Consider the following 13,291-nt stretch of genomic DNA (forward strand, 5'->3'; position numbering starts at 1 on the left):
GAGCAGGCGGACAAGGCCAAGACCGACCCCACGGCCAGGGCGAGACCGGTGGTGAGGGCGCCCGGCCGGCGTCGTGCCCTGGTGGTGGCCGTGGTGTCGGACGGGGCGTGTCTGGTTTCGGGCAGGTTCGGGGACGGTGGGGTGTTCATGGGGGTTCCTTTCGGGCCGCTGGGCGGTTCGCGTGTCCGGGTGGCGCTCAGGGTCAGGCGCCGGCGGGCACGGTCTCCTCCAGGCGGGCGAAGGCGCCCCGGTACTGGGCGGCCGGGTGGGTCTCGGGCAGCCGGTCCCGGCCGAAGAGCTTCTGGCGCAGGGTGCCCGGGGCATACTCGGTCTGAGCCAGGCCGCGTTCGCGCAGCACCGGCAGCACCTTCTCCGCGAACTCCTCGAAGGAGCCGGGGATGACCCAGTTGATGACGTTGATGCCGTCCACGCCCGCCGCCTGCCACTCCTCCAGCTGGTCGGCGATCTGCTCCGGGGTGCCCACCACACGGCTGTTGCGGTGGCTGCGCCACGCGATGTCCGCCACCACGGGTTCGCGGTCGGTGATGGCCTTGAACGTCCACTCCGCGAAGCCCTTCTGCGTGTTGGTCTCCAGGTCCTTCAGCGGTGTCTCGGGCGGATAGACCCGGCCGTCCGGGTCCACGAGGGCGGCATGGGCCAGGTATCCGTCCAGGGAGGCGTACCGCTCGTACTCCTCCAGCGTGCGCTGGGCCTCCGCCTCGGTGTCCCCGATGACGAAGCTCAGGCCCTGGTAGAACGTGATGTCCTGCGGTGACCGGCCGGCCTCGACGGCGCGGCGCCGGGTGTCCTCGATCTGCTGGCGGGCCACGTCCGGGGTGGCCGCGATGAGGAACACGGCCTCGGCGTTGCGGGCGGCGAAGTCACGGCCGGAGGCCGAGGAGCCGGCCTGGAACAGCACCGGCGTGCGCTGCGGGGACGGGGACGGCAGGTGCGGGCCTTCCACGGAGTAGCGCTCGCCCACGTGATGGATCTTGTGCACCTTCTCCGGGTCCGAGTAGCGCGAGCCGGCGCGGTCCTTGACCACCGCGTCCTCGTCCCAGGATCCCTCCCACAGCTTGTAGGTGACGTCGATGTACTCCGCTGCCCAGCGGTAGCGCTCGGCGTGGTCCGTCAGCCGGGGCAGGCCGAAGTTGCGCGAGCCGTTGTCCTGGGTGCCCGTGACGATGTTCCAGGCGATGCGGCCGCCGGAGAGGTGGTCCAGGGTGGAGAGCTGGCGGGCGAACTGGAACGGGTGGGACTGGAACACGTTCGAGGTGGTGGCCAGGCCGAGGTGCTCGGTGACCACGGCGAGCGCCCCGAGCAGCACGGTCGGATCGTTGGAGGGGATCTGCAGGCCCTCGTTGACGTACACGGAATAGTCCGCGTCGGCATCACCGTAGTGACCCACCACGTCCGCGAAGAACATCGCATCGAACTTGGCCGCCTCCAGGGTCTTCGCGAGATTGATCCACGTGTTGACGTCCGTGAACTCGGTCTGGCCGGCGTCCTCACGGCGCCACTGGCCGTGGTGGATGTGGCTGGTGGTGTTCATGACGAACGCGTTGAAGCGCAGGGGGCGGGGGCCGGTGCGGGCCGGGGTGGTGGTGTTGGACGAGGTGCTCTCGGTGCTCATGGGCTCTCCTGGATGCTGATCGGGGTTCGGATTCACAGCGCGGTCGGCACGGAGCCGATGCGGTAGGAACGGGCCGGCGGGGTGGCGTTGACCTCCCAGTCGCCGATGAGACGGGACCGGTAGATCAGGGGGTTGTGGTTGGCCAGCACGCGGGCGTTGCGCCAGTGCCGGTCCAGCCGCTTCGACTGGCTCAGGGCCGAGGCCCCGCCCACCTCGAACAGGTGGGTGGCCGCGGCCAGGACGTTCTTCGCGATGACCTGCTGGGCCTGGTAGACGCGGATGTAGAGCGCGTTGGTGTCCTCCTCCGGCAGGTCCTCGCCGGCGGCCTCCCGCTCGAGCACGCCGCCCAGCGCGGAGACCACCGAGTCGAAGGCGGCCCGCGCGGCGAACGCGGCGGAGGAGAGCTCGCCGACCACCTGGAGCACCTGGGCGTCGTCCCGCGGCAGCTCCGCGGTCCCGTGGCTGAAGGTCCGACGCCGGCCGCGGACGTACACGCTGACGTCCCGCACGATGGCCTCGGCGATGCCGGTCAACGCCGCCAGGTGCAGGAACTGCCAGCTGGCCTGGCCGGTGGCGATGCGGGTGCCGTCATCCAGGCCGCCGGTGTAGACCTCCTCGGCCTCGACCGGCGTGTTCTCGAACACCGTGGTGCCGGAGGCGGTGAGCTGCTGGCCGAAGCCGTCCCAGTCGTCCAGCCTCGTGATCCCGGAGGCGTTCGCGGACACCGTGGCGGCGATCTCCTCACCGTGGGCGTCCACGGCCGCCACGATGATCCAGTCGGCGTAGAGCGTCCCGGTGGAGTAGTACTTCGTGCCGTTGAGCCGCCACGTGCCCTCGGCATCCTGGACCAGCGTGGTGGTGCCCTCCCCCACGGCGTTGTTGATCTCCGTGACGGCGTTGCCGACCACGGCCCCGTCCCCGAGGCGGTGCAGCCACCGGTCCCGGAACACCGGGTCCGGATGGCCCAGCACGCTCTCCTGGTTGATCAGGTGCGCGCGCAGCGCCTGGACGAGGTTCGAGTCCGCCGCAGCGAGCTCCACGATCAGCTGCGCCTGCTCCGCGAAGGAGAGTTCCGAGCCGCCGTACTCCACCGGCACCCGTAGGGAGGTGAACCCCGCCGCGGCCAGCCGCCGGACGGCGTCGCGGTCGATGAGGTGCTCGGCCTCCCGTTCGGCGGCGCTGTCCGCGATGGCGGCGAACACCGGTGCCAGCCGCTCTCGGACGGCCCGGTAGGCCTGGCCGGACCGTTCGGGTCCGGTGGAGGCTGCGGTGGAGGGTACGGTGGTGCGCTCGGTGGTGGTGGTCATCATGCTCCTTCGATCAGTCCGGTGGTCGGGGCGGAGTTGCGGGCCGTGGAGTGGAACGGCGGGATGGCACCGTTGATCCGGTAGTCGCCCACGGCCTGAGTGCGGTAGATCAGCGGGGTGTGGCTGGCGATCGTCCGGGCGTTGAGCCAGTGCTGGTGCAGCTGCCGGGCGGCATCCGTGGCCGAGGCCCCGCCGGACTCGAAGATCTGGTTGGTGGCCTCCAGGATCAGATCGGACACCACGAGCGACGCCTCGGACAGTGCGACGTTGGCCCGGGCGTGGGCCTGGACCACCACCGGGTCCTCCAGGTCGGTGTGCCCGCGGACCTGGAGGAAGGACTCCTCCACCACGGCCGCGGCGCCCCGCACGATGTGCCGCGCCGAGCCCACCTTCGCGGAGACCGAGCCGATGACCTGGTGCACCAGCGGGTCCTCCGCCGGCGTCTCCGCCGCCGCGTGGTCATAGGTACGACGCCGGCCGCGGACGAACGCGGTGATCTCGGCCAGCGCGGTGGTGCCGATCCCCGCCTGGGTGGCCGCCAGCACGATCCACAGGACGGTGTACGCCAGCACGCCCGTGGGGACGTTGAACTCCTGGGTCCGCTGGGCCCGCACGGGGACGTGGTCCAGGGTGGTGGTTCCGGAGGCGGTGAGCCGCTGGCCGAAGCCGTTCCAGTCGTCGATGCGCTGCACCCCGGGATCGCGGGCGTCGATGATCGCGAAGATCGGGCCGTCCTCCTCGAGCCCGGGCCGGACAGCGGAGACCAGCAGGTAGTCGGCGAAGACCGCACCGGTGGAGTAGAACTTGTCACCCGTCAGGCGGGCCACCTCCGTGGTGCCTGTGGCGGCCGCCGCCTGCACGGTGTCCAGGTCCGCGTCGATCCAGTGCACCGGGCGCCGGCCCGCGGACGGTGGCAGCTCCACCAGGGCGTTGCCGAAGATCCTCCCGGCCGCCACCTCGGCCAGCCACCACTCGGAGACCGCACCCTGGGATTCGTTCTCATGCTGTTCGGTGAACATGAAGTGCCCGTGCAGCGCCTGGGGCAGATTGGGGTCCGCCGCGGCGAGGTCCACCAGCAGGTCGGCCCATTGCGGCAGACTCGCGCCGATGCCCCCGAGGTCACGGCCGAGCCGCACCCGGGTGAACCCTGCGCCGCGGAGGTGTTCAACAGCGGCGAACGCCAGCTCGTGATCCTGCTCGCGCTGCGCCGAGCCCGCAGCGATGGCCGCGAAGACGGGGGCGAAGTGCGCGGTGAGCTGGCCGTCCGTCGGCCCGGAGGGGCCAATGGCCGCCCGCAGCTCCTCGAAGGTGGGCAGGCCGGCCGCCGCGGTGTGGTGTTCGAGGTGGGTGGTGTCCGTCATGAGTGTCCCCGTCAGCCATGGCACACCGGAATGGCGTTGACCCGGAACACGGCATCGTCACGGCGTGGTGGCCGGGACCTGCATTCACGGTGGTGCCGTACTTGCCCCGCGGTGGTCCCCGGGGGCCGAATCATCACCTGGAGCACCCCACTACGGTGAGAGGGTTGCTGTCCGGCCAGCCAGGGCTTAGCACCGGATCTCGTGATTCTGTTCTCGACCCTAGGCAGTCAGCACGCGGCCGCCAAGCCTCGGGTCATGTTCAGCGGACTGGCGTCATCTGGGCCCGCTTCCGTGCCGGTGTGCCGTCCCGATGGCTGCAGGCAGCCGCAGATGACGGTCTGTGACGGCCGGTGAAGGAGGGGACATTCCGGTCACCAGCGGTAGTCCAGGAACTTGCCGTCCAGGGTGATGACCACGCGGTCGCCCTCCGGATCGGCACGGCGGTCGAGGTTGACCTTGAAGTTGATGGCGCTCATGATCCCGTCCCCGAACTCCTCGTGGATCAGCGCCTTCAGCGCCGGCCCGTAGACCGACATGGCCTCCATCAGCCGGTAGATCGTGGGATCGCTCATCAGCGCTGGGTCGCTGCCCCGGTTCGGCTGTTGCTGCAGGCTCTCGGCCACGTCCTCATCCAGACCGAGCATCTCTACCACGACGCCGGCCTGGGCCGCGGTCATCGGGTGCTGTCCCAGCAGCGCGGCCGTGGTCCACACCGGGGCGGCGCCGAGGGCGCCGGCGAGGTCCGCCCAGGTGAGGCCGGCACGGATGCGGGCGGCGTTGACAAGATCGGCAGCGTGCGCCTTGGGCATGATCGGGTCCATGGTCAGCGGCTCACCACGTGATCGGGCAGGGTCGGCAGCTTCGGCTGACGTTTGGCCGCCGTGCGGTAGTGGGTCGCGTACAGGGTCAGGCCCACGAAGGAGAGGCCGCCCACGAGGTTGCCGAGCACCGTCGGGATCTCGTTCCAGACGAGGTAGTCCATGATGGAGAACTCACCGCCCAGCATGAGGCCCGCCGGGAAGAGGAACATGTTGACGATGGAGTGCTCGAATCCCATGTAGAAGAAGAGCATGACCGGCATCCACATGACCAGCGCCTTGCCCACGACGTCCTTGGCCAGGAAGGCCGCGACCACACCGGTCGAGACCATCCAGTTGCAGAGCACGCCGCGGATGAAGAGGGTCAGCATGCCACCCGCGCCGTATTCGGCATAGCCGACGGTTCTTCCCTCGCCGATGGAGCCGATCTGCTGAGCCACCTCGTTCGGCGGGGTCTGGAAGCCGTAGGTCATGGTCACCACCATCATGACGGAGACCAGGAAAGCACCGGCGAAGTTGCCGACGAACACCAGGCCCCAGTTGCGCAGCAGGCCGCCGATGGTCACGCCGGGCCTCTTGTCGATCCAGGCCAGCGGGACGAGGGTGAAGACACCGGTCAGCAGGTCGAAGCCGAGCAGGTAGATGAGGATGAAGCCGACCGGGAACAACAACGCCCCCACGAGGGCGTTGCCGGTCTGCACGGTCACGGTGATGGCGAACGCGGCGGCGAGCGCCAGGATGGCCCCGGCCATGAACGAGCGGATCAGCGTGTCCCGGGTGGACATGAAGACCTTGGACTCACCGGCGTCGACCATGTGCTTCACGAAGTCTGGCGGGCTGACATAGGACATGTGACATCACTCCAGGGGCGAGGGGGCGGGCATACCCTCAACCTAGGAAGCGTGCGTTTCCTCGGTGTTTCCGTTCCCGCTCCGGCCCACGAAATCTCCCTCACTGTCCCGGCGGGAGGCGGTGAGGCGCGCGTCCACTCAGTCCCGCCGGGAAAGCTCCCTGACCAGCTTCATCGGTGCGGTGAGCCGATAGCTCGTCTCGAGCCACTCGGCGATCTCCTCCCATCCTTCGTCCCGGGCCGGATCGAGCTCGTCCAGATCGATGCCGAACCAGCCCGCGGGCCCCAGATAGGCCGGTCGGAAGGCCCGTGGTTCCTGCTCCAGGAACGAGACGTCGGCCTCTTCGGGTCTGATCACCAAGGCCCGCGGGTGCTGGACGTAGGCGTCCCCGCCGGCTGCCGAACGGGGCCCGTCCTGGGCGCCGCCCACGTCCTTGGCCGAGGCTCCGTAGTAGGCGAAGACCTTCTGGGTGAAGAACGCCGGACGCCCGTGGGAGATCTTCATCTCCGCCGCGGGGAGGGCCAAGGCCAAGGTGCGGACGCGCTGGAAGTGCAGGTCGCCGTCGTCGTACATCTGCGGGTGGGCCATCGGCCCAGTGTCCCCGGTGACCGAGGCCGCGTGAAGTCCCGGCTCCCTAGGCCCCGGGAACCGTGGCGTAGGCCGGCTCGGCCTTCTTGACCCGACCGATGACCCACATGGTCACCGGGGACAGGACGATCTCGACGACGGACTTGAACACGAAGCCCACCAGCACGTAGTTGAGGAATGTCGGCAGGTCCGTGATGCCGATGACGCCGGCGGCGATGGAGCAGAACACGAGGGTGTCCAGGAACTCGCCGACCAGGGTGGAGGCCGCCAGCCGGCCGAAGAGCAGGCGTTCGCCGGAGCGGCGCTTGAGGCGGACCATGAGCCAGGAGTTGGCCAGCTGGCCAACGAGGAACCCGAGCAGGGAGGCGAGCACGATCAGGGGCACGGGCGCCAGGGTCCGCACGAGGGCATCCTGACCGTCGTACCACTCGGCGCCGGGCAGGGCGATGATGACCCAGAAGCAGAGCGCGGCGAAGACCGAGAGGGCGAAGGTGGTGACGATGGCACGCCGGGAGGCCTTGAAGCCGTAGACCTCGGAGACCACGTCCCCGATGATGTAGGCCAGCGGGAAGAGGAAGAACCCGCCGTCCGTGACGATGGGCCCGAAGGTCACACCTTTGGAGGCCCCGAGGTTGGACAGGATCAGCACGACGGCCATGACCGCCGTGAAGAGGGCATAGAGGCCGGTGCCGGTGGGGGCGAAACGGGCGGGTGCGTGCTGAGGGGCAGATGCGGAAGAGTTCACGTGGGGTCCTTGGGCGGTGGTTCGCCGAGGCCCCCAGCGCCCCGGGGCGCGGCGGCCGCCGACTGTATTAACACTCACTGAGATCCGGACGCGGCGGCTGACGGTCTCAACGACCCCGCGCTCACCCGCTGCCCCGGGTGGCGTTCGAACGACCCCTTATTCTTCCATATCCGCGCTGATGGCGGCCGCTGAGGCCTACTGGACGATCATGGAGTCCAGGTCCGGCTCCTGGTCGATGAACCCGTACTTCACGGCCAGCTCGCCGATGGCCTGGATCTGGTCCTCGCGGACCTCTCCTCCGAGCTCGTCGAGCTTGAGGGCCGTGGCCACGTCCTCGGGGAGGCTCATGAACTCCGGCAGGAGCTTCTTGGCCTCATCGTTGTTCTCGTCCGTGGCGGCGAGCGCCTCGGTGATGGCCGCCTGGAACTGCTCCACGGTCTCCGGGTTCTCCTCCGCGAAGGTCCCCGAGGTGAACGTGACCATGGTCGGCATGCCCTCGATCGAATCTCGGAACGAGTAGCCCAGCAGCTCGTTGTCCGGGTCTTCGAGCGCGGTGGTCAGGAACGGCTCCGGGATCCAGATGGCGTCCGTGTTCCCCTGCTCGAGTTGCGCCGGCATGTCCTGGAACGGCATCTCCGCGAACTTCACGTCCGCCGGATCGGAGCCACCCTGTTCGGCCAGGTCCATGAGCGTCAGGTCCCCGAGGGTCCGCAGGGCGTTGATGGACGTGGTCTTGCCGGCCAGGTCGCCGTAGTCCTCGATCCCCGCGTCCACGCGGGTGACGACGCCCGAGGTGTCCTCTCCTGCGTCCGCAGAGTTGCAGTATCCGGCCACGATCTTCATGTCCAGGCCCTGGTCCACGGCCGTGAGGACGGACAACGGGTTGCCGACCCCGAAGTCCATCTGCCCGTTGGACACGGCGGGCAGCATGGCCGCCCCGGCATTGGCGAGGGCGATCTCGACGTCGAGGCCGTGCTTCTCGAAGATGCCCTCCTGGATGCCGTACTCGACGGCGATCGAGGCAGCCAGCGGAACCAGGCCGACCGTGACCTGGGTGAGGTCACCGGCGGCCGCGTCGGATCCGCCGGACGCCGGCGCCTCGTCGGTCCCGGACGGGGACCCGGAGGAACAGGCTGTCAGGGCGAGCCCTGCGGCGGCGAGAGCGGACAGCAAGGTCAGATACCGACGATTCATGACGACTCCTGCGCGTAGGTGATCCGGATCACATTCCAGACGAACACCTATGACCGTAGTCATGTCACCGCGGATTGTCTACGATTTTGTTGACAATCCGCAGTGACCACGCGATGGCCCCGAAGACGTTGGCCTCACGGGCCGAGGCCGGTCAGGATGACCCCTCACCCAGTAGGTCGGCCAGATCCACAGGCTCCTCCAGCAACCCGTCCTCCTGGGCCAGGTCGGCCAGGGCCTGGGTGGATCCCTCGTTGATCCGCTCCGGGAAGGACGGCAGCACGATCCGCTCGATCAAGTCCGGCTCCAGGCTCGTGTACTCCGGCAGGACCGACCGCACCGCAGCCTCGTCCGACCGGGCGATGGCCTGCGCCTCGGCCATGGCCTGCTGGAAGGATGAGATCGTCTCGGGTTCGGCCTCCCAGGCTTGGCGACTGGTGAAGTACGCGGACACGGTCAGATCCGAGATCGGCTGGGCGTAGCTGGAGAGGACCTCCCGGGCCCCCTGGTCCTTGGCGATGGTCAGGAACGGCTCGCCGACGGCGATGGCGTCCACCTGACCGCTGTCCAGCGCGGCAGGCATGTCCGGGAACGCCACTTCGAGGTACTGGATGCCGGAGGGGTCGCCACCCGCGTCACGGACGGCGGCCCTGAGGGTGGTGTCGTTGATGTTCTGCAGGGTGTTCACGGCCACGGTGGCCCCGCTCAACCCCGTCCCGTCGGTGATGGGGCTGTCCCGGCCCACGACGACGGCGAAGTAGTCTCCGCCCACCGTCCCGTTGGATCCGGAGGCCGGGGCGACGGTGACCAGGTCGAGTCCGCGGGAACGGCCGATGATCAGCGAGGTGAGATTGGAGAAGCCGAACAGGCTGGATCCGGAGACGACCGCGGGGACGATCGCCGCTCCACCCTGGGCCAGCGTGGTCTCGATGTCCAGACCATGGTCCGCGAAGATGCCCTGGGTCATCGCGATGTAGATGGTCGCGACGTCCACGATCGGCAGCACGCCGACCGCGTTGGCCCCGCCCGCCCCGCTGGAACCGGAGGCCGAAGGACTGCCGGAGGCGCCGGCGTCGGACCCTCCGGACGGGGACCCGGAGCCGCAGCCGGCCAGCAGGCCGGCCGCCCCGAGCCCGAGGCCGCCGAGCATCGCGGCACGCCGTGTCAGCAGGTTCTGGTTGATGGTCTTCATCGTCACGGTCACGGCGTTCAGCTGTTCTTGCGGTAGTTCTCGCGGGCGAACCGCGAATACGGCGCCGGCTGGACGGTGCCGCGGATCCGCACCTGACGGTGTTCCTCCACGGCCGGCTTGGTGGACACCGGGCTCTCGCCCCACACGACGACCACCTCGGTACCCGGCTCCGCGTATCCGGTCTCGACGGCGGCCAGGGACAGGAAGACCTGCTCGTTGGTGATGTAACCGGCGTCCAGCGAGACGCCGATGTCCCTGCCGTCCGCCAGCACGCGGTCCATCTGGTACTGGCCGTAACGCGCCTTGGGGAAGTTGATGTACTTCGCCGGGGTGCCGTCCTCGTAGAGGGAACGCTGGGCGGCGGCCAGGTCCTCCGCGTTCCAGACCACCGAGACCTTGTGGCGGCGGGCGGCCTCGAAGTGGCGGCGCAGGGCCTCCTTGCCGATGAACTCATGGTCCCAGTCGACGAAGCCGTAGCCCAGGTCGAAGGGGGTGAGATAGTAGTCCTCCACGTTCTCCGAGGTCAGGCTGCCGGCGATCGAGCCCATCTGGGAGGCCGGGAGCCAGGCCAGGTACTCCTCGGTCTCCGCACCGGTGAAGATCGCCGCCATCGGGGAGGGCACCCAGGCCGATTCCAGATTCGCGGTCGAGTAGGCCATCGAGCCCACCCGGGTCAGACCGAACTCCTTGCCGGCTGTCACCAGCGCATCGTAGATCTCATCCCGGTCCACCCACGGGCCCCACATCTCGAAGCCGGGCTGGCCGGCCATGCCGTGACGGATGCCGGAGATGCGTTTGCCCGCGATCTCGAACTCCAGCATGCCGAAGAACTTGGTCTCGGCCACCTCGATGGCAGAGGCCTTTTCCATGACCTTTTCGGCATCCGGACCCTGGATCTCGAAGCGGTACAGCGTGGGGTCGCCCTCGCGCACCGACGAGGAGGCGTCGCGCTCGAAGGTGACGTCATAACTGCCCGTCTCACCGTGGTACTGCACCCAGTCCAACACCATGTGCCAGCCGACCAGGTCGAACGTGCCGTCCGCGAGGTGGACCAAGATGGCGTCACCGATCAGATAGCCCTCATGGTTGACCGCCACGAACTGCTTGGCCATGTTCGGCGTGAAGTTGCTGAACTTGTTGATCCCGACGTCGGAGAGCAGCTTCAGCGCGTCCGGCCCGGAGATGAACAGGTCGGTCATGTGGTGGGACTGATCCAGCAGGGCCACGCCCTCGCGCCAGGCACGCTGCTCGGAGCGCCAGTTGGTGAACTCCGGCTGGACCGGGAAGACGGTGGGCTTGGCCTGCGCGTTCCGCAGCGCCTGCACGGCGCCGCCCGCGGCGGCGATTGCCTGGGCCGCGGTGAGGGACTTTTCTCGCGTTGAGACGGACATGACGCTCCTGAGTGACTCGTTGAAGGGGCCGCATGATCCTGCCCGGAGGGTTGTCTCGACCTTAGGCACGCCATCGGGCCCGCAGGATTAGTATCGCTAATGATGAGCCACGTCACACTGAGTCGAGGAACCATGGATCTGAATCTTGTCCGCGTTTTCGTCGAGATCTTCGAGGGCAGAAGTCTGACCACTGCGGCCGGCCGGCTCTACGTGACACAGTCCGCCGTCAGTCAGTCCCTGACCCGGCTGCGCAAACTGCTCGACGACCCCCTGTTCCAGCGCCACGGCCGATTGATGGAGCCGACCCCGGTCGCCAAGGAGGTCTATCCGGCCTTCCGCGATGCGCTGGCGGGCATCACCGGCGCCGTGGACAAACGGGGCGAGTTCGATCCGAAGCACTCCACCCGGCAATTCCGGATCGCCCTGTCTGAACTCGGCGAGGTTGGCTGGCTGGCGAACATCGTGGCAGACATCCGCCGGGAGGCACCCCACGTCCGGCTGCGCACCCTGCCCCTGCAACACCATGAGGTGGAGGACTGGCTCACCCGCGGACTGGTGGATCTGGCCATCGCCCCGGTCGACCTGCCGGGGGATGTGGACCACACCACCATCAAGGTCCAGACCTATTCCGTGGTGATGTCCCAGGACCATGAGCTGGCCGCCGGCCATCTGACCGTGGAGCAGTACGTCTCCACTCCGCGTGCGGTGGTCGCCAGCGATTCGAGTGCCGTGCACCTGGAGGCCGTGGAGCGCCGGGCAGAGGCTCACACTGAACCAGCCGTGGTGGCCCAGCACTATGCGAGCATCCTGTCCCTGATCCTTCAATCACCGGACCTCATCGCGGTGACCCCACGGTCGCTGGCCGCAGGATGGGCCAAGTCGTGGCCGATCGTCATCAAGCCCCTGCCCTTCGAGATGGACTCGGTCCGGTTGGCGGTCTACCGGCGGCCAGGCACCATCAACAGTGCGAGCCTGGACTGGCTGTACCAGATGGTGCTGCGCTCCACGGTGGGCCTGCCGACCCACTTCGAGACCATGGGCGCCGAGGAACGGTTCGACCGACTCGACACCGCCTAGCCAACCCTCGAGCTATTGTCTATGATTTTGTTGACAATCTTGTTCAACATCCGTGAAGCACTTTCCGCACAGCACCGCGTCCCCACAGGAGTCCGTCCATGACCGAACGCATCCGCGACATCGCCCACCTCTCCACCGTCGAGCTGTACACCCCGAAGTTCGATGAGTCGCTCTGGTTCTTCCGGGACCTGCTGGCCATGCGTGAGGTCGGCCGCACCACGGAGAACGGTGGCGAGGTCGCCTACCTGCACTGCTGGGACGACTACGAGCCCTACTCCATCAAGCTGACCGAGAAGGAGCACGCCGGCGTCGGCCGGGTGGGTTGGCGCGCCCACAGCCCGGAGGCCTTGGAGCGCACCGTCGCCCGCATCGAGGCGACCGGGCTCGGCGAGGGCTGGGTGGACGGCGAGCAGGGCCGCGGACGCACCTATCGTTTCCAGAATCCGGACCGGCACCTGATGGAGGTCTACTTCGACACCGAGTGGTACGAGGCCACGGATGAGGACCGACCGGCACTGAAGAACCAGGCGTCCAAGTTCCCCGGCTTCGGGGCCAACGCCCGCCGCCTGGACCACATCAACTACCTCACCGCGGACATGGCCGGCGTGTGCGAGTTCTCCGAGAACGTGATGGGCGGTTACACCACCGAGTTCATCCAGCTCAACGACGGCGACGTCGGTGCCCACTGGTACACCTTCGGGCAGAAGTCCTACGACATGGTCTACTCGGACGACTGGACCGGAACCCCCGGCCGCCTCCACCACGTCGCCTTCGCCGCCGATACGCGCGAGGACATCCTCAAAGCGGCGGACATCTTCCTGGAGAACGGCATCTTCATCGAGTACGGCCCTTACAAGCACGCCATCCAGCAGGGCTTCTTCCTCTACGTGTGGGAGCCCGGCGGCAATCGCATCGAACTGGCCAATCAGGGCTCACGCCTGATCCTGGCCCCGGACTGGAAGCCGGTCGGCTGGACGCAGGAGGAGCGCGGCAAGGGCCAGGCCTGGGGCATGAAGACCATTCCGACGTTCCACACCCACGGCACGCCCGTGGTGGAGGACGCGGGCTCCGCGGCGAACCCGCACGAGGCGCCGAAGCGGGACGAGGGCCTGGAGTCCTGACCTCGGCCAACTGAGT

At 68.2% G+C, this 13,291-nt stretch carries 12 protein-coding genes and 1 riboswitch; of the genes, 2 read left to right on the forward strand and 10 right to left on the reverse strand.

Translation table 11 applies throughout. From position 1 onward, the window contains the following. Positions 1-202: 202 nt before the first annotated feature. The 10 genes from RUH65_RS07235 to RUH65_RS07280 all read right to left on the reverse strand — a co-directional run bounded on the left by RUH65_RS07235 (position 203) and on the right by RUH65_RS07280 (position 11,077). The gene (locus RUH65_RS07235) at positions 203-1,633 is read right to left on the reverse strand and encodes an LLM class flavin-dependent oxidoreductase (protein ID WP_313816656.1); all 1,431 of its coding nucleotides are present in this window, start codon (positions 1,631-1,633) and stop codon (positions 203-205) included. Positions 1,634-1,665: 32 nt separating this feature from the next. Next, entirely contained in the window at positions 1,666-2,940 is a 1,275-nt protein-coding gene (locus RUH65_RS07240; RefSeq protein WP_313816657.1) for an acyl-CoA dehydrogenase family protein, read from the reverse strand. Then, positions 2,940-4,301 (reverse strand): acyl-CoA dehydrogenase, encoded by a 1,362-nt coding sequence (locus tag RUH65_RS07245; RefSeq protein WP_313816658.1) that lies wholly within the window; start codon positions 4,299-4,301, stop codon positions 2,940-2,942. The genes RUH65_RS07240 and RUH65_RS07245 overlap by 1 nt, the downstream gene beginning before the upstream one ends. Positions 4,302-4,393: 92 nt before the next feature. Beyond that, a riboswitch (SAM riboswitch) is annotated at positions 4,394-4,508 on the reverse strand. A gap of 164 nt (positions 4,509-4,672) precedes the next feature. Further along, positions 4,673-5,110, reverse strand: coding sequence for a cyanase (cynS, locus tag RUH65_RS07250; protein ID WP_313816659.1), 438 nt, complete (start codon positions 5,108-5,110; stop codon positions 4,673-4,675). 14 nt (positions 5,111-5,124) lie between these two features. After that, the gene (locus RUH65_RS07255; protein WP_313816660.1) at positions 5,125-5,970 is read right to left on the reverse strand and encodes a formate/nitrite transporter family protein; all 846 of its coding nucleotides are present in this window, start codon (positions 5,968-5,970) and stop codon (positions 5,125-5,127) included. 138 nt (positions 5,971-6,108) lie between these two features. Continuing rightward, positions 6,109-6,558, reverse strand: a complete 450-nt coding sequence (locus RUH65_RS07260) for an MmcQ/YjbR family DNA-binding protein (RefSeq protein WP_313816661.1) — start codon at positions 6,556-6,558, stop codon at positions 6,109-6,111. Between the two features lie 46 nt (positions 6,559-6,604). After that, a complete protein-coding gene (locus RUH65_RS07265) occupies positions 6,605-7,303 on the reverse strand; it encodes a queuosine precursor transporter (RefSeq protein WP_313816662.1) in 699 nt (232 codons plus the stop codon). A 195-nt stretch (positions 7,304-7,498) separates the two neighbouring features. After that, a complete protein-coding gene (locus tag RUH65_RS07270) occupies positions 7,499-8,497 on the reverse strand; it encodes an ABC transporter substrate-binding protein (RefSeq protein WP_313816663.1) in 999 nt (332 codons plus the stop codon). Positions 8,498-8,648: 151 nt separating this feature from the next. Continuing rightward, a complete protein-coding gene (locus RUH65_RS07275) occupies positions 8,649-9,686 on the reverse strand; it encodes an ABC transporter substrate-binding protein (protein ID WP_313816685.1) in 1,038 nt (345 codons plus the stop codon). Between the two features lie 17 nt (positions 9,687-9,703). Beyond that, complete coding sequence (locus RUH65_RS07280; protein WP_313816664.1) at positions 9,704-11,077, reverse strand: aminomethyl transferase family protein; 1,374 nt, start codon at positions 11,075-11,077, stop codon at positions 9,704-9,706. Between the two features lie 132 nt (positions 11,078-11,209). Between RUH65_RS07280 and RUH65_RS07285 the strand changes: the two genes are divergently transcribed. Together RUH65_RS07285 and RUH65_RS07290 are read left to right on the forward strand one after the other, a co-directional pair. Next, complete coding sequence (locus RUH65_RS07285) at positions 11,210-12,154, forward strand: LysR family transcriptional regulator (protein WP_313816665.1); 945 nt, start codon at positions 11,210-11,212, stop codon at positions 12,152-12,154. 98 nt (positions 12,155-12,252) lie between these two features. Beyond that, entirely contained in the window at positions 12,253-13,275 is a 1,023-nt protein-coding gene (locus RUH65_RS07290; protein ID WP_313816666.1) for a VOC family protein, read from the forward strand. The last annotated feature ends 16 nt before the right edge of the window (positions 13,276-13,291 follow it).

The organism is Citricoccus sp. (assembly GCF_032154715.1).
GTDB lineage: Bacteria > Actinomycetota > Actinomycetes > Actinomycetales > Micrococcaceae > Citricoccus.